At 42.1% G+C, this 25077-nt stretch carries 26 protein-coding genes; 11 read left to right on the top strand and 15 right to left on the bottom strand.

Annotated features, from left to right (window positions below):
• The first annotated feature begins 270 nt into the window (after positions 1-270).
• Complete coding sequence (locus PO881_RS19180) at positions 271-963, top strand: LuxR C-terminal-related transcriptional regulator (RefSeq protein ID WP_280172247.1); 693 nt, start codon at positions 271-273, stop codon at positions 961-963.
• 80 nt (positions 964-1043) lie between these two features.
• Here PO881_RS19180 and PO881_RS19175 read toward each other — a convergent pair whose 3' ends face one another.
• From PO881_RS19175 to PO881_RS19105, 15 genes are all read right to left on the bottom strand, one after another.
• Positions 1044-1688: an oligosaccharide flippase family protein gene (locus PO881_RS19175; RefSeq protein WP_137386793.1), complete on the bottom strand. Its 645-nt coding sequence runs from the start codon at positions 1686-1688 to the stop codon at positions 1044-1046.
• A gap of 74 nt (positions 1689-1762) precedes the next feature.
• A complete protein-coding gene (locus PO881_RS19170) occupies positions 1763-2029 on the bottom strand; it encodes a hypothetical protein (protein WP_137386792.1) in 267 nt (88 codons plus the stop codon).
• A gap of 436 nt (positions 2030-2465) precedes the next feature.
• Positions 2466-2861, bottom strand: coding sequence for a polyketide cyclase (locus tag PO881_RS19165; protein WP_101760704.1), 396 nt, complete (start codon positions 2859-2861; stop codon positions 2466-2468).
• A 106-nt stretch (positions 2862-2967) separates the two neighbouring features.
• On the bottom strand, positions 2968-4110 hold the full coding sequence (locus PO881_RS19160) for an alanine racemase (RefSeq protein ID WP_280172923.1): 1143 nt from the start codon (positions 4108-4110) through the stop codon (positions 2968-2970).
• Between the two features lie 115 nt (positions 4111-4225).
• Complete coding sequence (locus PO881_RS19155) at positions 4226-5665, bottom strand: efflux transporter outer membrane subunit (protein ID WP_280172246.1); 1440 nt, start codon at positions 5663-5665, stop codon at positions 4226-4228.
• Between the two features lie 138 nt (positions 5666-5803).
• Entirely contained in the window at positions 5804-6727 is a 924-nt protein-coding gene (gene lpxP / locus PO881_RS19150) for a kdo(2)-lipid IV(A) palmitoleoyltransferase (protein WP_101760701.1), read from the bottom strand.
• A gap of 296 nt (positions 6728-7023) precedes the next feature.
• A complete protein-coding gene (locus tag PO881_RS19145) occupies positions 7024-8736 on the bottom strand; it encodes a Wzy polymerase domain-containing protein (protein WP_280172245.1) in 1713 nt (570 codons plus the stop codon).
• Positions 8737-8749: 13 nt separating this feature from the next.
• Entirely contained in the window at positions 8750-9547 is a 798-nt protein-coding gene (locus PO881_RS19140) for a hypothetical protein (RefSeq protein ID WP_277974288.1), read from the bottom strand.
• On the bottom strand, positions 9547-10062 hold the full coding sequence (locus tag PO881_RS19135; RefSeq protein ID WP_277974287.1) for a fimbrial protein: 516 nt from the start codon (positions 10060-10062) through the stop codon (positions 9547-9549). The genes PO881_RS19140 and PO881_RS19135 overlap by 1 nt, the downstream gene beginning before the upstream one ends.
• A 5-nt stretch (positions 10063-10067) precedes the next feature.
• Positions 10068-10535, bottom strand: coding sequence for a fimbrial protein (locus PO881_RS19130; protein WP_277974286.1), 468 nt, complete (start codon positions 10533-10535; stop codon positions 10068-10070).
• Positions 10536-11027 carry a fimbrial protein gene (locus tag PO881_RS19125; protein WP_277974285.1) on the bottom strand — a complete coding sequence of 164 codons (492 nt, stop codon included), beginning with the start codon at positions 11025-11027 and terminating at the stop codon, positions 10536-10538.
• Positions 11028-11038: 11 nt separating this feature from the next.
• Entirely contained in the window at positions 11039-11542 is a 504-nt protein-coding gene (locus tag PO881_RS19120; protein WP_277974284.1) for a fimbrial protein, read from the bottom strand.
• Between the two features lie 11 nt (positions 11543-11553).
• Positions 11554-12303 carry a fimbria/pilus periplasmic chaperone gene (locus PO881_RS19115; RefSeq protein WP_271461475.1) on the bottom strand — a complete coding sequence of 250 codons (750 nt, stop codon included), beginning with the start codon at positions 12301-12303 and terminating at the stop codon, positions 11554-11556.
• Positions 12304-12374: 71 nt separating this feature from the next.
• Positions 12375-14891, bottom strand: coding sequence for a fimbria/pilus outer membrane usher protein (locus PO881_RS19110; protein ID WP_280172244.1), 2517 nt, complete (start codon positions 14889-14891; stop codon positions 12375-12377).
• A 72-nt stretch (positions 14892-14963) separates the two neighbouring features.
• Entirely contained in the window at positions 14964-15491 is a 528-nt protein-coding gene (locus PO881_RS19105) for a fimbrial protein (RefSeq protein WP_280172243.1), read from the bottom strand.
• 478 nt (positions 15492-15969) lie between these two features.
• Here PO881_RS19105 and PO881_RS19100 point away from each other — a divergent pair, with 478 nt between their 5' ends.
• From PO881_RS19100 to PO881_RS19055, 10 genes are all read left to right on the top strand, one after another.
• Positions 15970-16899 (top strand): haloacid dehalogenase-like hydrolase, encoded by a 930-nt coding sequence (locus PO881_RS19100; protein WP_192415289.1) that lies wholly within the window; start codon positions 15970-15972, stop codon positions 16897-16899.
• Positions 16900-17447: 548 nt separating this feature from the next.
• Positions 17448-17918 carry a hypothetical protein gene (locus tag PO881_RS19095; RefSeq protein ID WP_280172242.1) on the top strand — a complete coding sequence of 157 codons (471 nt, stop codon included), beginning with the start codon at positions 17448-17450 and terminating at the stop codon, positions 17916-17918.
• A 62-nt stretch (positions 17919-17980) separates the two neighbouring features.
• Positions 17981-18808 carry a DUF6387 family protein gene (locus PO881_RS19090; RefSeq protein ID WP_280172241.1) on the top strand — a complete coding sequence of 276 codons (828 nt, stop codon included), beginning with the start codon at positions 17981-17983 and terminating at the stop codon, positions 18806-18808.
• 156 nt (positions 18809-18964) lie between these two features.
• Positions 18965-19165, top strand: coding sequence for an AlpA family transcriptional regulator (locus PO881_RS19085; protein WP_280172240.1), 201 nt, complete (start codon positions 18965-18967; stop codon positions 19163-19165).
• Positions 19166-19185: 20 nt separating this feature from the next.
• Complete coding sequence (locus tag PO881_RS19080) at positions 19186-19479, top strand: hypothetical protein (protein WP_280172239.1); 294 nt, start codon at positions 19186-19188, stop codon at positions 19477-19479.
• A 327-nt stretch (positions 19480-19806) separates the two neighbouring features.
• Entirely contained in the window at positions 19807-20985 is a 1179-nt protein-coding gene (locus PO881_RS19075) for a site-specific integrase (protein ID WP_280172238.1), read from the top strand.
• A 1-nt stretch (position 20986) separates the two neighbouring features.
• Complete coding sequence (locus PO881_RS19070; RefSeq protein WP_280172237.1) at positions 20987-22318, top strand: tyrosine-type recombinase/integrase; 1332 nt, start codon at positions 20987-20989, stop codon at positions 22316-22318.
• A complete protein-coding gene (locus PO881_RS19065; protein WP_280172236.1) occupies positions 22302-24071 on the top strand; it encodes a hypothetical protein in 1770 nt (589 codons plus the stop codon). The genes PO881_RS19070 and PO881_RS19065 overlap by 17 nt, the downstream gene beginning before the upstream one ends.
• On the top strand, positions 24064-24462 hold the full coding sequence (locus PO881_RS19060; RefSeq protein WP_280172235.1) for a hypothetical protein: 399 nt from the start codon (positions 24064-24066) through the stop codon (positions 24460-24462). Before PO881_RS19065 ends, PO881_RS19060 begins: the two co-directional genes overlap by 8 nt.
• 90 nt (positions 24463-24552) lie before the next feature.
• Positions 24553-24957, top strand: coding sequence for a hypothetical protein (locus PO881_RS19055; protein WP_280172234.1), 405 nt, complete (start codon positions 24553-24555; stop codon positions 24955-24957).
• Positions 24958-25077 lie beyond the last annotated feature (120 nt).

Below are 25077 nucleotides of genomic sequence, written 5' to 3'. Positions count from 1 at the left end.
GGCAAGGCTAAAGATTTCTCAGAGTGTAGACCACTGAGATTTTCTAAATAAAGCGTTATCGGATTAGGCTTTTTGATGGCGTGCATGCTAACAGGCTTAGCAGGCGGGATAAATCTGCAGTTATTGGCCTTTTCGCATAAGTATAAATGATGCGAAGAGGGGCAGATCTTCTCTTCTTAAGTTCTAGCCAGTTTGTGTCGTACGTGATTACTGGCAATTGAAGCAGGATTTCCGCTCTCAGGCATCACGCGTAGCAACTATTGGACAGGCATGAAAACTCGTAACGAAGACATTCTCTTTTTCTCCTCTGACAAACTGGCGGCGCTGGGGCTTGAGAGTCTTTTGTCCTCGTTACCTGTTGCGTTTCAGCTGCATGAGCTATGGTCTCTCAGCACGGTCATGGCGAAGTGCGAAAAGATGAAACCGCGTTTGCTGGTGTGTATCTTTCATGAAAATATGCCGCTAACCGGCACCTTAAAAGTGCTTTACGCCTTACAGCAGCAGTTTCCCACGATGCAAATCGTGGTGCTGACGCGGCGTTTGTTACCGCTGATGCATGCGCTCAGTCGTTACCTGCCTTCGCTGACGGTGTTGGACTTAAAATCATCTCGTCAGATACTTTCCAGCCGTCTTCTCACCAGCATCAACACTAATGCCCAAATTCAGTTAGTTGAAGGTGCGGATATTCTTTTGCCAGACAGGCAATTACGGGTGCTACTGATGATGGCGTGGGGTTACAGCGTTGAGCACATCGGCATTCGCCTGGGCATCAGTCATAAAACAGTGAATGCACACAAACTCAATGCACTGGCGCGACTGCAGGTTAAAAGCAAGAATGATATGGCCGATCTCTATATGGTGATTGATGAGTTACGCATGATAGTGAGTTGGTTGCGCTTGCAGCGTAACGGCAAATTAAGCGAACTCAGTTTTCAGTCACTGGAAGAGTTACTGGAAGCCTGAAAAGAAAAAAGCGTGCTGGCGACCAGCACGCGAACGCATCTTTTCAGATGCCCAGAGCCCACCATACAGACTTGTTTTTATTATCCGTTTCTTGCTCGCACGTTAGCGAAACTTTTCAGGCTAAAGCGGTATTCTGGCTGGAACCAGGAGCGACCGTAGTAGCAGTAAATCAGCATTCTGATGGATACCATGGCGAGGTAGCCCCAGATGGCGCACAGCACTGAAGGTGTCAGCCACACTGTAAACAGTGTGACGCTTAATCCCACCAGCACAGAAGATGTTTCCGCGAAAGCGATGCGTGAAAATTGGTTTTCCCGCTGTAATATGGCGCGATAATGTTGCCCCTGTGGAATAATAATGAAGATGACCGAAATCATTTCCAGCATTATTGCCATTTCGGGTTGATTCATCATTCGACTAGAAATATCGCTACCAATAAATAGCGCAGCAAAAATAGCGAGTCCGCTTAATACATTCCCCCAATATAATATTGAGAGATCGCTATTGTTCAGGTTTTTTGTTCTGATAATGGCATTGCCAAATCCGCGATCGGCCAGTGTGTCAATAATCAATAACATTACAATAGCAATGGCGAGTAAATTTAACTCGTTTGCCTGGAGTATTTGTGCCAGAAGTGAAAGTTGTAAAACACCAATGCCGACGATTTTAATCGATGACAAAATTGACCATTTAGCGTTGGTCAGATTTTTTTCTCTTATCGCCATATTCTGCTCATTATGGTACATGTACCAGTGCAATTAAGGGTTTACTCTGGCCACAGGCCAAAGCACAGCTTACATCAATGCAGCGCATCCTGACGCAGCCCTGATATACCTTTCAGGTTTTGCCACGTAAAAATGCGTTCAATTAAATGATGTTCTGAATTTATTAAGATGACCCTGGCGCTTAATGATGTTGTTGTCTTAATGGTATCTCCTCCTGTGCGGAGGAAATCCGTAAGATCATTATAAAATCCCTTTGAGTTTATATATTCCCCGGCCAGCATCCGGCTGGCAATCTCAACAAATTCTTTTTCTGATAACAAAGGATAGGTTGAGCGATCCATGTTATTTCCCTGCTGTTGTTATTATGGTTACTGCTGTGTGTGAAATGAGTTATACCGTGTTTTAATTAATTTAACACCATCAGAAAACTCCTATAAATAGACCGCAGGAATAAATGGTTTCAGAATTTGCATCAGAATATATAAGGCGAGTGATTTACTATTTATTAGTGCTTTTCTTCATTCCATAGGGTTGAATGGATCAGTGATAAAGAAAAAAAGAAAAAACTTTGATAAATCAGAGGCACTCAGCATTTTTCTGCACATCCTCACCAGGAATTTTCCTGTTGAGGATGCTTAAGCCTAACTGGTGATTAGCAGATAAATACGTGAAGGTTTGAGCAAAACAGTTAAACGCTACTGAGCAAAAAAGTAAGCGATTTTTATTGATTGATTCCAGCATGCGTTAAAGAAGCGATCTCTGCATAATCCATTGATTCTAATGAGTTAACAGATGAAGAAGCTGTTCCAGGTCGCGTTTTACCCATGCAACATCCTCGGCAAACTTCTCGTCAGACATGAATGCTTGACGATAAACCACCATCACCACTTCCGCACCTTGCTCATTGGCAATCACCCGCATCGGCATATAAATCTCTTTACCCGTTCCGGTATCAATCCAGTGATCCATCACGCCAAAGGGATTGTGTGGGGTAAAGCGAATCTTTACCGTTCCCTCGGGACCTTTGGCTTTCCAGCTGTTCCCTTCCTGCGTCAGCGTACTGGCGCTGAGTCCGCTAGCCCATTTGGCAAAGCATTCCGGTTTCCAGATGGTTTCATACAAATCTAACCAGTTGCGTGGAACCGTTAGTGTGACGGTCTGAGATGGCAGCATGGGACCTCCTGATGTGATACAGCCATTAAAGCACGCTGATACCGGGCTGCAAACGGCCCGGTCATGGAAGTGTGGGTCAGCAGCGGTTTCCGTGAAAACGCTGTAATCAGATAAACTTGCCGCGTCCCTGAATAGCCTGCTCTTCACCCGTATCATCAGCATGGCGCAGCACGAAGCGATCGGACTGCGCAACCACCGCGCAGCTGTGGTTAGGGAAGATGCGCAGCAGCGCGCCAACGGTGGGTGCCTGTTCAGCATATTGCAGGAAACCATGCTCCTCCGACAGCTTCAATACTTCATAATGATTGCCTTGCTCATCGACGGCGATACCAAATCCGCTGGCATTGGTGCCGTGCGGCCCTTTGTCAGAGCTAAGCATTTTGGAACCGGCATCAATAATGGCGAAGTGCGGATTGACCGCTACCACGCGCGTTACCACGCTCAGCGCCAACGCCTCTGGCGTGCAAAGACCTAAACGCCATGCGGTAAGATCGAGCAGCGCATAATTGCCGGGGCGGATTTCATCGCTGCCCTGCGCGACGGGTGCCGCCAATGCCGTTGGCGTTGAACCGACTGAAATCGGGCAGTGCGCAAAACCAGCGGCAATCAGGCGCTGCTGCAGAGCACGCATCCATGTGATTTCCTGCAGGGCAACGTCGGCAATCGCTGCGGCGTTGCCTGCGCCATAAGCGTGACCGGCATGAGAAACCAGCCCGGCAAACGTGAGGCCCGCACCCTGTATCTGCTGCGCCAGCGTAACGGCGGCATCGCCGTGCGGATCAACACCGATGCGATGTAATCCCACATCCACTTTGATGGCTAACGCCAGCTGGCAATCGGGCTGGCGCTGATGTGCAGCCGCTATTGCCGCCACGCCATGCGTGCAATCCGCAATGCAGGTAATGCGCGCCTGATGTTGTACGGCCACCGCCAAAAGTTCTTTCAGCGTATCGGCATGCACAATTGGGTAAGCCAGCAGCAGATCGCGTTCCCCACCGATAATAAAAGCGATGCCTTCACTCGGTTTAGATACGGTAATGCCGCGCGCGCCGAGCATGCGCTGTTGCTCAGCAATCCAGACGCTTTTATGGGTTTTGATATGAGGACGTAGCGTGACGCCAGCGGCATCGGCTTTTTGCTGCATCTGTTGCAGGTTGCGTTGCAGGCGCGCTGCATCAATTTCGAGGTAGGGTGTTAGTCGGTCGGCAATCAGAGGCCGCAACCAGCCAGCCTCAATATTCTGTTCCATCATAATAGTCCGCAGGTAATTACACAGTGCGGACTATGATTCATCAATGCACGGTAGAATGCCAGCCGACAAAATCGGCACATTCCTGCGTAGTGCCGCCATTGATGGTGACTCTTTAAACTTTAGAGTTGGAGCTCTGGAATCCGCCGCCCAAATCTTCTATCAAAACCACTGCAAGGTTAATCTGCTGCGCCTTCAGCGCCACCCGTTTTTGGTCGGATTCAATCAGCTGATTTTGGATTGTCAGCACATCAAGATAAGGACGCAAGCCCGCTGCGTATTCACGATGCAAATCATCCCACGCGCTGTGAATCAGCTGGTTGGCGCTTTCCTGTTGCGCCAGCTGATCCTGAATCGACTGCAACTGAGTAATGGTGCCGCTGATATTGCCCAGTGAACTAATCAGCAATTTGTTGTACTGCGCCACCGCCAGATCGTAATCGGCGTCGCTCTCTGCTAAATCGGCGCGACGTTTGCCCGCGTCAAAGATTGGCAATGATAAACTCGGTCCCACATTAAAGAAGCGGCTTGGCGCACCAAAGAAGGCATCGCTGAGCAGTGATTTGGTGCCGGCTTCGGCCACCAAATTGATGTTGGGATAGAACTCGGTTTTGCTGGCGGCGATCTGTTTTGATGCCGCTTCAACGCGCCAGCGCGCGGCCACCACATCCGGACGACGACCCAGCAGTTCGGCCGGAATGGCGTTTGGCAGCATGGCGGCGACTGGAACATTCATCTGCGCCGGTTTTAGCTGATGCCAGTAATCCGGGCCTTTACCTATCAGCGTCGAAAGCTGAATACCGGCATCAGTGACTTGCTGTTTAGCTTGCGTCAATTCGGCTTGCGCGGTTTTCTGCTGCGACAGCGCCTGCTTATATTGGTAATCGGAAGTGAGTCCAGCGCTGACATATTGCTGCTGGATTTTGGCAATACCCGCCGCGCGTTCGGCATTCTGCTGCGCCAGTTCGGCATTATTCCAGGCGAGATTAAGGTTGTTCCACGCTCGCGTCACGTTCGCGGCCAGCGTTAACTGACTGGCCTGACGATCCAACTCGCTGGCACGTGCTTGACCCAATGCGGCTTCAGCGGCATCTTTTTTGCCGCCCCATAAATCGAAGGTGTAGCTCAAGCCAACGTTAGCGGTGCGCAGCGTGCTATAGCTTTTCCCCTCCAGCAGCGGATCATCCACTTTTGCCACACGCGAGCGCGTAATGCCCGCGTTGAGATCGACATCCGGATAGCGTTCGGCATCGGCGGCAATCACTTGTGCATTGGCTTTATCCGCTTGCGCGTTGACTACCTGCAAATCCGGGCTGGATGCCATCGCATCATTAATCAGTCGATTGAGTTGAGCATCGTTAAAACCTTGCCACCATGCGCTTTTTGGCCAATTCGCGGCGCTGAAATGCGCGTTTTTCAGGGATTGACTGGCTTGCAGAGCGTTAGCATCAAGCAGCGTGTTTTTGGGGTGTAAGCCGTGTGGATTGGCACAACTGGCCAGCAGCGCAGTGGCAACGGCCAGCGCGAGAAATTTGCAGTGAAAGTGCTGTGTCATGGTTCTGGTCAAAGAGAGGTGAAGGCGACCATTACAAGAGGCGGGGCAGATTTTGACAAACCTGTTTTTCGTTAAGAATGGTTGTTAAATGTGAGCAGAGAAAATGAGCAGCAGGTGAAGACCTGCTGCATCAAGACATTAGATATAGAGAGACGCTTCACCCGGCGGACGGGTTTTGAAGCGACGATGCAGCCACAGATATTGGTCGGGCGCGCGCAGAATTTCATTCTCAATCACGCGATTCATGTAAGCAGCGGCAGCGGCTTCATCTTCATACGGATAATTTTCCAGTTCAGGCTGAATAATCAGCTGATAACCGCTCTTATCCTGGTTACGAATCAATACGATGGTCAGCATTGCCGGTTTTGCCAGACGAGACAAAACATAGGTGCCGTTGGTGGTCGCCGCTTGTTTCACCGCAAACAGCGGAGCAAACACGCTGCCTTTGGGGCCGTAATCCTGATCCGGTGCGAACCAAACCGCTTCGCCTTTTTTCAGCGCCTGCACCATGCCGCGCAAATCGCGACGATCGATCATCGCTTTATTCGAACGCATGCGACCTTTGGTTTGTGCCCATTCCATCGCCTGATTATTGTGCGGACGATACATCGCCATCATTGGCTGGCATAAACCGGTAATGCGGCCGCCCAGCTCCAGCGACATAAAGTGCACACCGATGACCATCACACCACGCTGGTGGCTTTGTGCGTGCTGCAGGTTTTCCAGACCATGCACTTCGAAGTAACGACGCACGCGTGCATCAGACCAGAACCAGGCAATGCCGGTTTCTGCCAGCGCCATTCCTAGCGATTCGAAGTTGCCGGCGATCATCGCCTCGATTTTCTCTTCCTTAATATTGGGGAAGCACAGCTCGATATTGCGACGGGTGATGCGTTCGCGGCGCTTCAGGAAGTGACGCGACAATTTGCCAGCGCCAGCACCAAGCCGGATCAGAATGGGGTAAGGAAGTTGCACCAGCAGCCACAGCACACCTAGCCCAAACCAGGTAAACCAATAACGGGGATGCAGAAGTTTGGAACGGAACTGCCTGGATTTCGTCATAACGCCTTCATGTCGGGGAAAAATGTATCGCACGAAGAAAAAGGGTCCCTGAGTTCCTGGAGCGGTACAACTGTATTGATTACGACCAGCACTTTAGCAAAAAGTGCCGTCAATGTTACCCAATCTCTGCAATCCTCAGGATTGAGCACATTCATGGTTAGAACGGCCTCATTCTATCACCTTTTATTCATTCCCTTTAAAAACAGCAGGGTAAACTCGTCCTAAAGAAGTCAAAATAGCCATCACATAGTGGATTAAGAACTGTCTGTTAATAAGGACACACTAATCTTTACGCTTTATTTACTTTGCTCAGGAAGATTAAAGCGTTTGTCTTCAGGAAAAAGCTGATGACCGCGCTGATGCAGTCTCTGTTGCCATTCCATGTCTCCCTGCAACATGGCAATTTTAAGCAGTGAGTAGGTTACATTGGCATCATGGTGCTTTGTCAGGTATTCCCTGGCCCACACTTTGAATTGGATTAATTGCCCGACATCGTTTGTGCTGTTGAACGTCATTAGACGATGAAGGTTTGCATCAAACTGATAGCGCTCCCATTGGGCGTAAGGATTAATAAGTTGCTCAGCATGGGAAAAATCAGCAAACCTGTTGCGCTCAATTTGCGTCAGGATGGCATTGGTGTGCAAACCTGTTGCCGCAAAAACCATCAAAGCGAGAGCAAAAAGGGTGACAAACCCAGTTGCAGCGTAATGCGCTAACGGGCGCAGAGTCAGGCTTTGCAGATCTGACTCAGATTGCATCAGACGGATTAGCAGTAGTAATACCAGACCATGCGGCGCGGACTGGTAGAGTGGATACTCAAAAAGCAGATGGGTCACGATAGGTAAGGTCATCGCCCAAAACGTAAAGGCGCGTCGTCTTGCATAAGGGCTACCGGTTACGACGGGCTTGAACCACGCCCAAATTATTAGTGCCACTCCCGCCAGCGCAATAACCCCATTTTCCACCCACTGAAACAGGATTTCATTATGCGGGTGCGTTGGGGGACGAGAATTCAACGGATGCGCCGTTTCCTCACGTACGTGCAGCAGATAATCGTGCTCAAAACGACCGGCACCCCAACCACGTAAAGGACGTTCGGCGATCATATGCAGGCTGTGCGTGATCATCTGCACACGGCCTGCCGTTGAATGGGTTTTATCCACTTTTTGTAATCCCGCCATGGGGGCATACGCGAGCAGGGTCTGGCAAGCTATCACAATTGCTAATGCAATCGGTAAGCCAATCAAGAGGTGTTGCCGCCAATGGCGATGCCGGCGGAATGTCCAGATAAGTAAAGCGCTACTGGCCGACGCACCAAGCCAGGCAACGCGAGACTGGATGATCATCAAAATCACCAGCAATACAGCCATGATCGCTGCCGATAGTAAACGAAGCCCGCCATGACGCGCCTTAAAGCTAAAATACAGGGCTAATGTCCAGCCAGTAGCCAGAAAACTACCCAGTAAATTTACCTGCTGGAAAATGCCATAGATGCGGGTGCCATCTGCCGGAAATTCCATCCAGTTATTTGCCCCCGTCATGAAGAGTTGGCATAGCGCCAGCATCGCTTGCGCCACGGCCGCAGCAATAATGCATACCAGCCAGAGCCTTTTAACGTTTGGCGAAAGGGGGATTTGTAGCATGGCCAGGTAAAACAGCACTGCCAGAGCATAGGCAGTTAACTGGGGGAGTAAGGTCACATCATGATTGCCGTAAAACGTACAGAGTACGGGCTGGCTAAGGATCAGAAACGCTAGCAGCCATGTCGGTGTCACCTTTGCCACTCGCACCCCGTCCGTTGAGGGGGGCGAAAAGAGGCATTTTATTGCCACGATAAAAATACAGGTGCCCATAAAAATGAGCGTAATAAGATTTTGCGGCAGGCGAAAACCTGAACCGCCCATATTGGCAACGTAAACTTGCAGCATCAATATTAAGTCGCTCGCCACGACCAATGAAACAAGCAATGTAGTAAATGGGGGCTTGCGAACAGTAGGGCTGAAAAACATGGTTTTCTTCTAATCAATAAGCGGAAATGATGAGCGTGCCGGCACCATTAAATGCGCCAGGTGTGACTGCTCCATGAGTACGCAGCGTTGAGCTAAGCGTAAACGTTGCCAGCGAGTCGGCTGAATTAACTTCAATCTCAATGCCTTCAGAAGCATCTTGATCGTTGACTTTTAATTCAGTCTGCAAACTGTCATCCGAACGGAGTGAGACAATATTGGTGTTAAACCCTACCGCGTAAATTTTTGCCGTTGCCGCTGAGCTACAGGATAGTGTTAACTGCGTTTGAGCAGTATTACCGTTTATGCTTTTATCAGAAACATAGCCGTGATAGAGATTAGTATCACCCAAAAGTGAACAACTAACAGGATATTTATGATCTCTGATACATATATTATCAGGCAGAAAGGTTGCATCATGCCAATCATTTTGAAATGTTGCCAGTCGGAAACAATTATAATCAGTGGACCATCCGTCTATCTGGAAGGTATGTTCTGTCGATAAAGGATATTTAGCTTTATACGCTTTTCCCAGTTCGCCAATGGTTGCATAGTTTTCTGCGAATAAAACATTTGGCGCATGAATGTCAGCAGGAACATTATTATTTTCGGGAAAGGACGCGATTTTACAGCCCGGCTGCTTATAACACGGATTTTTTAAAGGGCTATCTTCATCCCAGTGATCAACATAAACACGAAAGGTAGTATATTTCCCTACCCAGGAAAAATAAACATTATGGCTGATGATTGTGGCTTGTGCTGATGCAGGAGTAATTATGCAAATAAAATAAATGATGAGTTTAAAAATGCTCATTAGTGATACTCCAGTTCTACGGTTGCGCTGGCATTGATTGTACCGGGATGTAATTCGTTATTTTTAATGCTTTCACGATTAGCAGACAGGAATAAGTGATAGACCATTTTGTTGTCACCAGAATGGAAAATCCTCTCGACGCTTTTGTTTATCGGAATAAAAATACCTTTTTCTTCAACGCCAATGGCGATGCCTTTTGCGGTACTGGATGGATCAAGTGCCATCATGCCCGCTTGTTGCACATCTTCTGTTGCCTTAAAGGTGATTGAGAGTTTATCGGATGTTGAGGTATCGCAACCCTGTAAATTAAGCGTTATGGAAATACCTGCGGTACGTTGATAGCGATAAAGAAATTTATTAATGACGCTGCCAAAATCAATAACAATATCACTGCTGTTGGGGTCGAGAATGCAGGGTTCCTGCACTAATCCGCCTGTAAAAGAAAAGTCAGCAGCTGCAAAGGCGTTTATAGAACATGTTGATAGCAGAGTTATTAACATAATATGGAAGCGCATAATCATTACTCGTATTTAATAACAAGCGTTGCAAGCGCTTTAAAACGTCCGCTTTTCAAAGCGCTGCCAGCTCGCTTTATCGGAACGGCATAAAATATTGGCTGCGTAAGATCATCAAGCGTAAAGCGCTGATTGATTATAATGGGTTGATTATTTTGCATTATCCTGATACCTAAATCATCAATCCCTGTGAATAATGCGCTGGCATCAAAATTGCTGGTTATGCCCAAAAATGCCAGTTCCAGCTGTTTTCCCGGCGGGGTCCGACATACGATACTGATGGGAACACGCTGTTGATATCTCACACCATCAACATGATTTACTCCTACTGCATCACCAAAATCAACGTCTGCCGGTTTGTCATTGTTTATTACGCAATTAATACTGATCAGTGTGGCTGAAAAATTTATTTTCACAGCGTGTGAATTACAACAATAAATAAAGAGTGACAGTATGAGCATTGCAGTTTTCATTCACTGAGGCTCGACAATCAGTTGAGCACTTATTGTTAACTTACCTGGCAAGGGTATTGAACCAGATTTTTTAACAGGTACCACCTTTAGAGAAAAATCACCTGTCTGCACGTAATTGTATTTTTTGTTTATTTCGAGTGGTGTGCCATCTTTACCATTGATGAATTTTATCCCAACGTTAGTGATGTTAGTGCGTATTGCTGCTTTATCAAATATTGCTGCGTTGCCCGATACACGGAAGTAAAGGTTTTCGGAATAGTTTTCATCACACTTAATCGACAGCGTTAGCAATTCAGTGTATTTCAGGCCATCTATTTCATTAATATCCACACTGTCGCCAAAGTTAACATCAATATCATTATTATTGTCAATTTTACACGGGACGTTAATCAGCTTTCCTGAAAAATTGACGCCTGCATTGGCACTAGACAACGTGCTATGCAACGCAAATGTAATGATCAGTGGACAGAACATTATTTTTAAGATCTGCATTCCGCGTCTTCTCAACGAACATTCAATACCATGGTAGCGGTTGCAGTAAATTCCCCCGCTGTGACTTTGACCTTGTTTTTAACCGGTACGGCAATCAATGTGTTTGATACTCGCCAGTCAATATTGTGTGCTTTATTTATTTCAATGTCTTTACCGTTTAATATTAATTTGATGCCCACATTGCTGTTGGTGGTAGAAATGACATTTTTATCAAACACCGCCGCTGTAGCTGAGATAAAAACTTCCTGCTCCCCGTTGAAAGCTCCCGGACACGTGACGGTGAATGGCACCGATTTACTGAACCGGATACCATCAATTAGTTGAATGATGATATCGCCGAAGTTAACACGACTTTCTCGATCACCATTCAAAGTACATTGGGAGCTGACGATAATCCCCGACACATTAATTGGATATCTATTCGTGCCGGGGATAATTTCTTCATGCGGCGCGATCGGCGCTGAGAAGAGCATTTTGCAGTGCAGCAGTGCGAAGAAGATGACCAGCCACTTCATGCTGTTCATGCTTATTCGCGGCTATCGGTGACACGGCACACATTGGCTTTGCAACTGAATGTCAATTTTGGCCGACCGCCGAAATCGTCGATATAGCTTAATACCGGATGCGAACCTAACTTACTGGCTTTTACGTTAATAGCGGCACTGCCTTGTGGCGGAATCATGATCGGTTTAAAATCACTTTCTTCTTTACCATCAACATGACTGGCTGCAGTAATCAGCGTGACATAATATCCGGTAGGATTTATCACCGTGTATTGATCACCGTTTTTTTTCAACGTGAGTTGATTTTGTACGGGTTTGATTGAAGCTCGTGGATCGATCATTAATTTTTCTGGACGATAAAATAGTTTGATGCGGGTCTGTAACGCAATTTGTAATACGTTTTGTTTTTCACTGCGTGGCGGAATCTCGCGCAAATTAAAGTAAAACAAAGATTCACGATCCTGAGGCAATGATTTTGCGGCAGGTAAAGATTGGATTTTAATCGCGCTTTTATGACCCGGCTCAATACGCTGAACTGGAGGGAGCGCCATAAGCGGCGACTTTATTTTTTTTCCTTGCTCATCTTCCAGCCAGCTTTGCGCCAGATACGGACGCGCTTTATTTTCATTGCTGATATTCAAACTGATTGAGCGTTCAGCGCCGTCATAAATGACGCGGGTGCGATCCAATGCAACAGCAGCCAGCGTGCTTTGTGAAAAAATCATAGCGCCAAACAGCATCGCCACGGTAGCGAGAGAAGCCTTCAGGTTCATAAAATTAATACTCACTCTATATGTCTGGGGTAATAGAGCGACAGATACTCAACAAACTTTAATGCGCAAAATTATTCTTTTTCTGTACACGGAAGCAGCAGGTTTGTTTCTCCACTCTCATCAATGGGTAATATTTTTGGGAAGGTAATTTGGCATTGAATATTGCCGTTCCAGCGAACATCCATCAGCATTTCAGGGTTTACACCACTAAGCCAGACGCTACCCATCTCATCAACAATGCCGGTCTCACGCCCTTTACTTAATACGCTCGCGCCAAACGGCGGATAACTGCCATCACTTAGGCGAATAACCGCCATTAGCTTTTGACCTTTAATTAATCGAAAGCGACGATAGCCAATGGCGCCTTCGGTTAAGGTTAATTGCAAAACGGGCGACTCCGCTTCAATGTCATCGTTGAGTTGGTTGATATCCAGATGTGCCTGATTACGTATATAGCTACTGACATCCGCCAGTACCGCTTTTCCGAATTTGTTGCTATGAGTGGCCGCACCGGAAGACTTAATGGGCACATCGCTAATACCTTCAGTATCCAGCATCAGACGCGTGCCTCCAGGTATTATGGTGCGATGTAATGCTGCTCCATGTGCTGTGGCCGTTAATCCCCCCTGCATGGACAGGGCTGCGGAGCGATACTGACCGGGTTTATAACTGGCACTATAGTTCGTTAGCGTGTTATCGCCGGTATGGGTGTAGTAGCCACTGTAAGCGCTTCGTTGTTGGCGATCGACATTGGCGCCTAAGCGATAACTGTTGCGTTCATCCATGCGGTTATACCAACTCAGGCTATTGATTTGGCCGGCATCTGAATTTTGTGCATTGATATTCAAGCCCGATGAGGTCCCGAAAGGCACGTTCAGGCTTAAGAACACTCCGTCATCTTGTATACCTGAATTTTGTGCGCGATAGGCGGAGAGATTGAAACTGACGTTTTTAAAATTTCCCACATCGAAATAACGCGCAAACGACATATTCCAGCGGCTGGTCGCCTGACGATTCCAGTAAGTCTGATAGTTATAATTTAAAAATGCGCTGACGCCGAGTGTACGGAATTGTTTATTAAGTGAAACGGTATAGGTCTGCTTATTCGCTGCATTATTACGAATAACCAAATGCTTACGGCTCGCCTCAAGATATTGATTTAGACTAAGATAGCTCTTCTCCGTAAAGCGATAACCTGCGAAGGTAACCTGCGTGTCATAGTTTTCGAAGCGTTTAGAATAACTCAGGCTATAGGAGCCGCCAGAGCGCGTTTGGTTATTAGGCAGCTTTGCATAAGATTGGGTTGCGGTGAGTGCCAGGGCCCCAAACGATAAGAGGTCACGCCCTGCACCCAACGACGCGGCATGATATTTTCCAGAGGATAATCCACCCCCGAGCAGCGACCAACCGTTACTAATACCCCATGAGAATTCCCCTGCCATTAACCTTTCATTCTGCAGATGAAATCTATCGTCTGTCGTTTGCCCTACCGCCGCCTTAAAGCGAACCTGTCCAGGGCGACTAAGATAGGGAACAGATGCGGTTTCGACCTGAAAGGTCTGAATGCTGCCATCTTGCTCTTCAACTTTGACATCCAGCGTGCCAGTAATAGAGTCGCTCAAGTCCTGAATAATAAAAGGACCGGGAGCCACCTGGCTTTCATATAACACACGTCCAGCGTGACTAATGGTGACTTTTGCATTGGTCTTCGCCACGCCACGGACCTCCGGTGCGTATCCACGCAAATTGGGGGGTAACTGGCTATCATCACTAATAAGGCTGGCGCCAACATAGCGTGCATTTTCAAACACATCACTGGCGAGGTCATTTTGACCAATAATTAATTTTGCGCCCCAAGGTTTGATTGCCCTAAATGCCTGATATTGATTCCAGTTAAAAGTAGAGGTTTTAGTGTTATTGGCAGTGTAATGAGTACCATTCCAGAACGCACGCATACGCCAGGGACCGGCGTTGACACCTACCACGCCATTACCGCTTAATTCGCGTGATTCACTGCCTTGTGCCGGGGAGGAGTAATTAAAATTGGTGTTATAATCCGCAATAAATCCAGCAATCCCTTCGTCCCAGCGTGAAGGGGGATCCCAGTTAGCAGTTTGATATTCAATATATGCCTGAGGAACACTCATGTAGAGCGTTGATGACGCGAGATCAGGACGCAAAATGATACCCGGCATGATATCAAGCCGGGCACATTTTTCATTATTCCAGTAGGTAACTTTATCTAACCATGACTTCTTTAAACCGAAGCCTGCCATCATTTTTGGTGTTAAGCAGGCGACAGTTTCGTTTTCATCATGTTCAGACGGTAAAAAAGTAACCTCCTCGGTGGGTGATTCATTGTCATTAATTTTGATTGCCATGTCATATTGACCAGGCATCATATAACCTGCCCGGGAAAATTGACTCATATCAATGTTTTCCCGGTCGGAAATATCCATGTTGTCCAGATTAAACTCAACTTCCTCTGCTAATGCACTGCTAAAAAAAGCCAATGATAAAGCAATTACTAACGGGCGTAAGCGCCAGTTATTTTGAAAAGGAAATGAGTTCCTGGTATGGACTGACATACTACTAACACCCTGTTGAAATAAACAAGAGATGCGCAGATTACGCATGTCTCTAATTAGCGTGGAAAACGATTACTGATAATCCAGGCTAAAGTCGACGGTGCTTTGAAATACCCCCGGTGTGATGGTTGCAGAGGCACCATCACCCTGCAGATATGCAGAGAACGACAAAGTGTTGCTACCATTCTGCAGAGTCATGGTTGATGGCTGACCCAATTTAATTAGCTGGCCTGAGCCATCTGTCAGGCCAATGCTGGCACCGCTAGCGGTACCGGTCATGCCAATTAGAGTCGGTACGGCAGCAGAGGCCTGTCCGGTAAAGGTCACACTCACATCTTTACCTGCGGTGAAATCGCAATTCTCCAGTTTGATGTTGAAGGGTACCGGTGTTGATTTACCACCCGCTGCCAACTGCTTTTTCGATACCTGACCCAGATCAATGGTTTGATCCTGCGAGCCTGGGTTGATTGAACAAGGTGCATCAATAATTGAGCCCTTAATGGTGACAGTACCTGCACCCTGGCTATTGACAGCGTTAGCCATGCTGGCGGTCATCATCAATCCCAAGCCGAGTGCGACTGACATCTTGTTAAATCTCATAATATTTACCTGTTCCTATATGGGTGTTTGAAGGCGCAAAGGAAAAGAACCGCGACAGTGATGAGCATAAAATTCGCTTTCCTTAAACGATCCATTGCATGTGCACGAATTGAAGGGCGACAGGTTTCTCGAAAAAATTAATAGGAAAAGTAAAATATTACGATCACGAGTAATATTCAGAAAAACAGGGTATTTTTCTTTTCATCCTTAGGGCATTAATAAGTTTTGTGCTAGAGATATTAAGGAGAAAATTTAAAATTAGAGACATTTCTTATACACGGAAAAGAAAATGTCTTATTTAAAATGAAATAAGGCGTTGCCTGATGATGAACATTTTTTTCATGTATAGCTTTCGCTACCTGGTACAGGGGATATTTACGAAGAGTTGATCAGGGCGAATATCTTTTGGATCCCTAACTGTTATTTTATGCATAATTTCCCGATCTTAATCTGATGCTTACCAAAGAGAATAAATTCTATGACACATAAACGTTTGCTGGATTGCTCAGCTTCCGAGCTGCTGCCGATGGATAAAGATGCGTTGATATATGCTGTGCGTGCCAGCGAAGGACGGGTAGTAGTCAGCGAAACTATCGGCATGACTTCACCCTTGCTGCATAATATTACTAACGCCGAATTGGCGGCCTCTCAGGGGGCTGATATTGTATTGATCAACATGTTCGACAGTGAAAACCCTGTTATTCATGGCATGCCCGCAAACATTGCGCCGGAACAAACTTTACATGAAATATGCCGGCTGACCGGGCGTATTATTGGGGTCAATCTTGAAGCGGTAGATCCTGATTTTGATGCCACGCATCTTGATGAATTACAAATGGTGCCAGGGCGCGCGGCAACAGCGGAAAACGCCTGCCGTTTGGTGCAAATGGGAGCCAAAATTTTGGTTCTCACGGGCAATCCTAATAACGGTGTGAGCAATCGTGCGCTGGCTAAAGCGGCGAAAATGATCCGCGAGGCGGTTGGTAACAGCGCACTCATTATCACCGGTAAGATGCATGGTGCTGGCATTGTTCAGGAGAGTGGCAGCGACATCCTCACCGAGCAAGATATTGCTGAGTTCGTGCAGCAAGGGGTTGATGTGGTGTTGGTGCCTGCACCCGGCACACTACCGGGTATGAGTCAGCAGAAAGTTGCCTCACTCATTGAATGTATTCATTCGCATGGCGCTTTGGCTATGACCGCGATCGGGACATCGCAAGAGGGGGCAGATGTGAATACCATTCGTCAAATCGCGTTAATGAGTAAGATGGCGGGCGCAGATCTTCATCATATTGGTGACACCGGTTACATCGGGATGGCATTGCCTGAAAATATCATGGCTTACAGCATTGCCATTCGCGGTATCCGACATACTTACACGCGCATGGCACGCTCAATAAATCGTTAACCCACATTAACCGTCAAGCCCGTAGGATGACGGACTTGACGTTATTAATGGAGGGCGTGATCACTCAATATTCTGAATCTGAATGTTGACTACTGCAAGAAAGGTATTAAATATCATTGACTTGAGCGATGATGGTGAGTGAAATAATTTTTCCACTCCCCTTTCTACCCACCAGTGTGAACAAAGAAATTTATCTGGGTGAAGATAAAAAGTTTGGGTTCTTAGAGACGAAAATAGACACAAAAAAACCGCAATTAAGCGGTCTTTTTGTTGTGCAGCCGAGCTTCGTATGACCGACTTCGCTAGAAGAGGGTTAGGGTAACTTTCAACCCAGCCAAGCTCGCTTTTGTGAACCCTATACAGGGTGTTGGTAACACAATGGCATTCGTAGGGAACAGGGACTCAACTTGTTCGATCCTACCTCATCTTCCTAACTGCACGATGAAATGATGGCATAAATAATCAGTAGAGTCAAGAAAAGCTTTAGGAAAAGGAGAAGTCATAGTATAAATATGTTTATAACTAATTAATAATATATCAAGAATCATATGTCACAGCCATTTTTTTCTCCTATGACAGGACATCCCAATGTGTATGTCACAGTTGATGGTCACATTGATTGGGCTACACTTCCCGCATATACGATAAAAGGTCAAAAAAGAGATATGCCTATCAGGTTACGAGTGGGAGATAATGAATTTGGGTTAACACACATTTTATTAAGGCATGGTAAATGGTTTGAAAAACTGAGAAGAGAACCATGCGAATTGATTTGGGCAAAGTTATCAACGGGTGGAGGATCATTCTATAAAGGTAACAAAAAATTCAAGACAAATTTATATGTCAGATTGGCCCCAGAGTGTTTTCTTGTATTAGAATATCAACTCGATAATAACAAGCCATTTTATAGTATTGTCAGTTTATATCATAAGTCACCTAAGTCAGGTGAAGAGTCAATAGGTTCTTACCAATCAAAATTTGCAAATCCTGGTGCCAGAAAACCTTTGAGAAAGATTTAGTCCACAATTGTGGTGTAGTAATGAAACAATTGATTCTTGATAAATTCAGGTGAGTTACATAAATGAAAAAGAGATTAGAAGATGTATACAGTGAGGTTTTGGAATGGTTCGATTTGAAAAAATACAAAGCATTTGAGGATATCAGTCTCGAAACTTTAAAAAAGGAGATGTTTATAAGGAAGGAATTTTACGAATCAGTTAGCATGTTTGGATTACCACATACTAAAGAAAATGAAATGGAACGTATACTTACTGGTGAAGTAATATTAAGCAATTATATTAATACTAATAGTGAAATTTATGACAAATCTGAAGTTTTAAATGAAATCACCTTCAATGATATTGCGAAGATAGAAAGGCACTTAAAGAAATACTCTGAAGATATATATCAAAAATCAGGAAGTATGAAACCTGAAAGAATGAAATCACCAATCTCAATATTATTAAAAAAATCTATATTTAAATCCAATAAGACAGAAGTATTTATATCATTCGATATAAACAAGTCCACTGATGATGAAATTATTGCTTCATTGAACCACAAGCTAAAAAAACTTAGAAACCATCATAAAGTCCCTAATCCACAATCCATTGAGAAATATGGACCCGGTAAAACGAAAAAAATCATTGAGTTCAGAATTATGGCTCTCGTTGATCTGTTGATTTGGGCAAATTTGCAAGGATTTACAATGCCAAATGCAGTGATAGCTCGGGTTCTCTATCCGCATGAGAGCCAAATTCTGAGAAGTGAAGACAATATTAAAGACACTGACCGTCCTATGGCCGATAGGATTCTATTGGGTGAGACAGGTAGAAGTTTAGAACATTACATCAATAAAAACAGAGAGTTCAGAGATACACTTCTCAAAGATCACATGTCTTTGAAATGATAAAATTCAGAGTCAAGGGGTAAGTTAAAATAAAATTTATCCTTTCAAAAATTTATCTAAAATTTTCCTCCTAAATATTTCCTCTTTGTTGGTCCCTTTCTTCACTCTTTGACAGCAGGCTAGTATCACTCCAACGACAGATGGGGAGAACTGCACATGCACAAATCACAATCACGATTAATTAGGTTCACAGAAGTGCTTAGGAAAACCGGATACAGGAAATCTTGGATTTACCTATTAATATCAAAGGATTTATTTCCTAAACCTATCAAATTAGGTGTTAGATCAGTAGCCTTTATTGAAGAAGAAGTTGACCAATGGATTGCCAACAAAATCAGCGAGTCACGAAAGTTTTAAAAAAAAAGAGGAAGTGCTAAATGAAAATTGAAATTTTTGTTAGTGATGAAAACCATATGGCAAATTTAGGAGAACAACTTCATTACATCTTCAATTATCACGAAATTGAAGTTTTAGAAGACAATATGGCAAATAGAGAAAAGGTCTTATTATTAAGTCAGTATTTAGTGGGTAATGTGGAAGATCCGTTATATTTTATAAAATCTAAAACCTACAAGGAGCAATTTGAAATCTTTGAAACATGGTGCTCATTGATTAAATGCCCGGAAGAATTAAGTCGATTATGTTTAACTATTTTCAAGTTCTATTATTGAAAACCGTTAATTTTTTCAATTAGAAAACATCTATAATTTACGAAATTCTTAACGTTTTTTTTCGCACCGCTTTTTCTTTAAGGTTTAATAAGTTTTACTGAATATCGAGTAGGGATATCCGTAACTAGCCATACCGGTTTCTTTCACGTGAAAGAAATTTTTTTTAACTCATTAATTTAGCGAAATTTATTTTATATTAACTCTGATTATTTAAAAAAAATTTGCAAAATAAAATCTATTCAAATAGAAATTATGTCGGAATGATAACTTAATGTAAAAATTTAGGAGGTTAATAAAAATATGCCCTACAAAATTAGAAGGTTAATTATGAGTGATGGTGAAAGATATTGTCTAATCGTTAATAAAGGGGACGATATGCCATTATACTATCCCAACCTCTTCATTACTTCCGTATTAAGGAAAAAAAGAGTTTCGGTTTCAACCGTAGAAATTGCATCATCAAATATCATTGCCCTCATGCGATTTCTAAATCGAAATAAAATTGACTTGGAGGAAAGGATTTCTACAGGGCAGTATTTTACCCTTGTTGAAATAGAGGACCTTGTTGAGGTTTTAAGAAGAAACTTATCAGATTTGAAAAAAAAGAAAAAATTATTACCCATAGATAACCATGTTGCTAAAGGGACTTTTGGATATCGAATACACACAATTTGCACATACCTGAAATGGTTATGTGACATAATTCATAAAGCAAATGGCATTAATGACAAACGAAAAGTTAATTCCTTTATTGATAATATAAAGGCAAATAAACCAAACCCTAAATCCTATAAAAATTTTAAAGCAAAAGAAAAAACACTAAATGATGAACAGATTTTTACCCTATTCAATTTGCTGGAAATTGATAACAATGAAAATCCCTTCAGTTCTGATGTGAGACTTCGTAATAGATTGGTTTTTTTGCTTCTGTATCATCTTGGTATAAGAGCTGGTGAGCTACTAAACTTGAAAATTATCGATTTCGATTTTGTTAAGAAAATCGTAACAATTAAGAGAAGGCATGATGACAAGAGTGATATTCGTAAAATACAACCATTAGTTAAAACTCTTAGTAGAGAGATACCATTAAAAGAGGAACTAATTGATGCAGTTTATGATTATGTGTTTAATGATAGAGAAGAACATGCGAAGAATAAAATCCATGATTATCTACTTGTAACTCATGGTAATGGAAAAAATAAAGGAGAACCTCTTACTGTCCATGCATATGAAAAAATCATATCAACTATAAAAGATAAAAACTTTATTTTGAATAATTTGTCCGGGCATATGTTAAGACACTCTTGGAACTATGCATTTTCAAGATCTGTTTCAAAAGATAAACTTAAAACATGTTCAGAAGATAAATTGAGGAATTATCTTATGGGTTGGTCAGATAATTCCAAAATGTGCGAGGTTTATAATCGTAAGTTTCTTGTTGAAACTGAAAAAGAAGTCATTAAATCACTTTACGATTATAGAAATAGAATATTAGCAGGTAAATAAAATGTTAGTTAACAATAAAATTAATGAAGATGTTTATCATGCAAGGATGAGAGGGTATCATTTTTACTTAAATGAAGATGGATGGAAACTGAGTAAGGATATTATTGTATATTCAAAAAATGTCACTCAATATTTAAAGCCAGAAATGCAAGAGGGATATCTCAAAACATTGGCCTTTTTCGCTATGGAATATAGCTCTGGGCATACAAGAAAAATCAATCAAATATTTACTCGTTGGGTAAAGGAGCTGGGAATAACCTTAATCGATAAGAAGACTATTCTGGAGTTCAAATCGTATCTTGGTGAGGAACAAGAATACAAAATCAAAATTATTAAAAACTTCATCTTAAAGTGGCATGAATTTGGTTATTATGGAGTGGATTACCCTTCAGTTCAACTACTTGGTAAATTATATATCAAGAGTGCAACTTATGGTGATTCAGTTAAAAGAAAAGATCCTGATTGCGGATCTTTTACTCAGAGTGAAATTGAAAGGATACTGAAAAAATTACGCGATCTCAATAATGATGGTAAGTTAAGGATTGATACTTATTGCTTTCTTTTATTACTGATCTATACAGGAAGAAGAACACAGCAAATTTCTTCACTTCGTATCAAGGATATAATGAATATTGATGGTGATTTTTATTTAAATATACCGAGAATTAAACAAAGATATAATTTCAGAAGTGAGTTTTCTTCTGTTGAAATAAATCATTTTTTATATTGCAAACTTAATAGTCTTTCAAAGTTAGTATTAAATACCGTTGAGAAACAAATAGGAGATAGATTGAGCGATGATTTATATAAAGAATTACCATTGTTTTTTAGTAGAAGAGAACTGGCTCTTTGCTCAAATAAGGATGATTTAATTAGTAAATTAGATTCTGATTTTCTCCACTCTAAAAACCGAAGTTTAACAAAGAGAATAAATAATCTTTTCAGGATAAATCCAGTTTTATCTTCACGAGCTGACAAGCCACTAAAGGTTAATCCAGCTCGTTTTAGATATACATTAGGAAGTGAATTAGCAAGGAAAGGTGTTTCAATAGACACAATTGCAAAAGCATTAGACCACAGCAGTGTAGCTTGTTCAGGTATTTACATTAAAAATCATGCTGACAATGCTTCTGAAATAGACAAAAGAATGAATGTATTTTTGGAACCACTCTCAAAAATATTTTTAGGAGTAGAATCTGAAATTAATACAGATAGGTTTAAAGATCTTATGAGAGCTACTTTTCAAGTTGCAGAAATTGAGAATAAAAATATTCATTGTAAAAACTGTAGGTTTTTTGAAAGTTGGGAAGGACAATATGAACAAAACAAGTGATATTAAAGAAATAAAAAATTTATCCTATTCAAAAAATATAGATAATTTCATAAAAGAAATGGAAGGTGATTTCTATATTGAAAATAATAGAATGATATGGGATTCTCTCACTTGGAATCGGTATTATAATTTTTATAAATATAATTTTGTTAAGGGAAAGCGAAACAACATTCCTCTTGATTCTGATTTTATTCAATTTGCAAAAGCATATATGAAATATTTGCATTCTCATGGAAGAAGAAAGGATTACAACCCAAGAATGAGTGTATTGAAAATACTGGAAAGTGTTTTGTTGAATGAGTTTGAATCGGCAAAATTATATAATTGTAATAGTTTTGTCTTCGATAAGTGTGTGGAAGTTTTCACTCATGTTTACTCTGAGGTAAGTGCATATCAAGCTGGGAAAGAACTCAAAGAAATTGAAAATTTCTTGAGGGAGTTCAATTTAGCAGATTTAGGATATGTGCAATGGTTCAATCCTCTTAAAAGGCCAACATATGAAGTTAAAAGTTATGATCATAATCTTTCAGGACATGACAAGTTGCCTGATACTTTATCTTTAGTTGAACTCGCAAAAGTCTTCGCACTGGATGATAAAGAACTTTCGAAAAGGGTTATGTTCACTTCCTCAGTCTTAACTTTACTGATGTGTGCACCGAGTAGAATAAGTGAAATTCTTTCTTTACCAGCGGACTGCGAAGTATGGGAGACAGACAGTAACGGTTATGAGAAATATGGAATTAGATTCTTTTCATCAAAAGGTTACGAGGGCGATGTGAAATGGATTCCATCATCAATGGTTCCTGTTGCTATAAAAGCCATTGCAAGGTTAAGATATTTATCAAAAAGCGGTAGGGAATTGGCTAAATATTTGGAGGGATCTGTAGTTTATAAAAACTCACTTAAAAATGACATTAGTGATAATTGTTTGCTAACAGCAGAACAAGTTTGTATTGTATTGAATTTAGAATTTATATCTGGCTCGTCGATGGAAAAAAAGCTGAGTTCGCTAAATTTAAATCCTAACAATTATGCATACTCTTTTAATTCCCTGAAAAATGCACTTAGGGAAAAAGCACCAGATAATTTCCCTTGGTATGACAGGAAAAAAAAGATCAAATACTCAAATGCTCTTTGTTTACTAAGTGGATTTGAATTTCAAGGATTATTTAAAACAAACAGTAATATATTAATTAAGCCGACCCGATCATGCATTTATACTGACATTAATAATGGAAAATTATTTTCCAGACCCAAAAGGCAGGGTGATTCAATTTCATGTTTTAAAACACACTCAATAAGGCATTTTTTAAACACCTTGGCACAAATAGCGGGTATGTCAGAATTCGACTTAGCAAGGTGGTCTGGAAGACAATGTATAGCACAAAATAGTGTTTATAATCACACACCACATGCTCATATGGTTGCCCAGGCTGTAAAAACAAAAGCTTTGGAAAAAATTGGAGATGCAATACCTATAAAAAAGATATTCTATAATAAACCTGTTGAAGATAAAGAAATAAACGGTTCTACTTTAGTGAGCAAGCATGGGCTTTGCAGACTTAATTATGCAATGCAACCATGCATGTATTACCCTGCTAATGAATCAGGATCGGAAATAGAAGAAGTTATTAGCTTACAGAAAAAAATTCACTCGATTGCTGAGTCTGATTTTAAAAAAGGCAATCAGGGTGCAGAAAAATGGAAAGAATTTCACATTAAAATTATAACCTTAGGAGAATTAAATGGCTAAACATCTATCGAGACTTGATCAAAAAAATATAATTGATGTTATTAATGCTTGGCCTCAAAACCAAAAGATTTCATGGGAGGCTTTGTGTGATGAAGTAACTTTGATCGTCGGAAAGAGACCTACACGACAATCACTTAGCAGTCATAAATTGATTGCAGAAGTATTTAATGAAAAGAAATTAAAAATAAAAAACGGTGAAAAAGAAATTATCAAACCTGCTAACCTAAAAATAGCTGCCCAAAGAATAAAAAGATTAAAGGCAGAAGTTGAATCTTTAACTAAAATTAACAACAAACTTTCTGAACAATTTATTATTTGGCAATACAATGCATTGCTTCATCATATTACCCGTGAGCAATTAGAGAAGCCTTTATCCAAGAAAAATACTTAATTGATAGGTTTTAACTATTGACATGATTGAATATTATGATATTTCTTTACTTGTCAGGATGACATTTCACAAATAGCAAGGATGCTTATTATGAATAAATTAAACAGATATTTACCCGACCAAAGATTTTTGATACTACTTAATCGCTTTATTCTTAGATATGATGAATCAAATTGCAATAAGCAAAAAATAGTTAAAGATGCTTATCTCTTTTGTGTTGGCTATTTTTTAAAATATCAAAGTGACTATGAAAACCCACACTTACAAGGGGCAACCAATATCATAGCTGTTCTATCTTCCGCAATTTTAAGTCCCAATTTTTATACCATACCAAATACTATAAGCTTAGAACGTGTTTTATATTTCTATAAATTTATAGTTGAATATATCATTTGGAATGAATATGAAGTTGAGAAAACATTTAATAGTCAAAAACAGAGTTTTGAACATGTCCATTCAGCCAAGCCAAAAGTTGAAGTGAGAAGACGAGTTTGACAAAGATGATTGCGAAGCTTTATCTATGTTATAATAATAAATGCCACAGGATCTGTTCACTTCAAACAAATGGGAAGTGTTCTGCAAACAGATCCTGTGGCATTTTTAATAGGTTATGCT

Origin of the sequence: Pantoea sp. SS70, from assembly GCF_029866845.1 — a bacterium.
Lineage (GTDB): Bacteria > Pseudomonadota > Gammaproteobacteria > Enterobacterales > Enterobacteriaceae > Pantoea > Pantoea leporis.
This window is presented reverse-complemented; position numbering and strand designations above follow the sequence as displayed.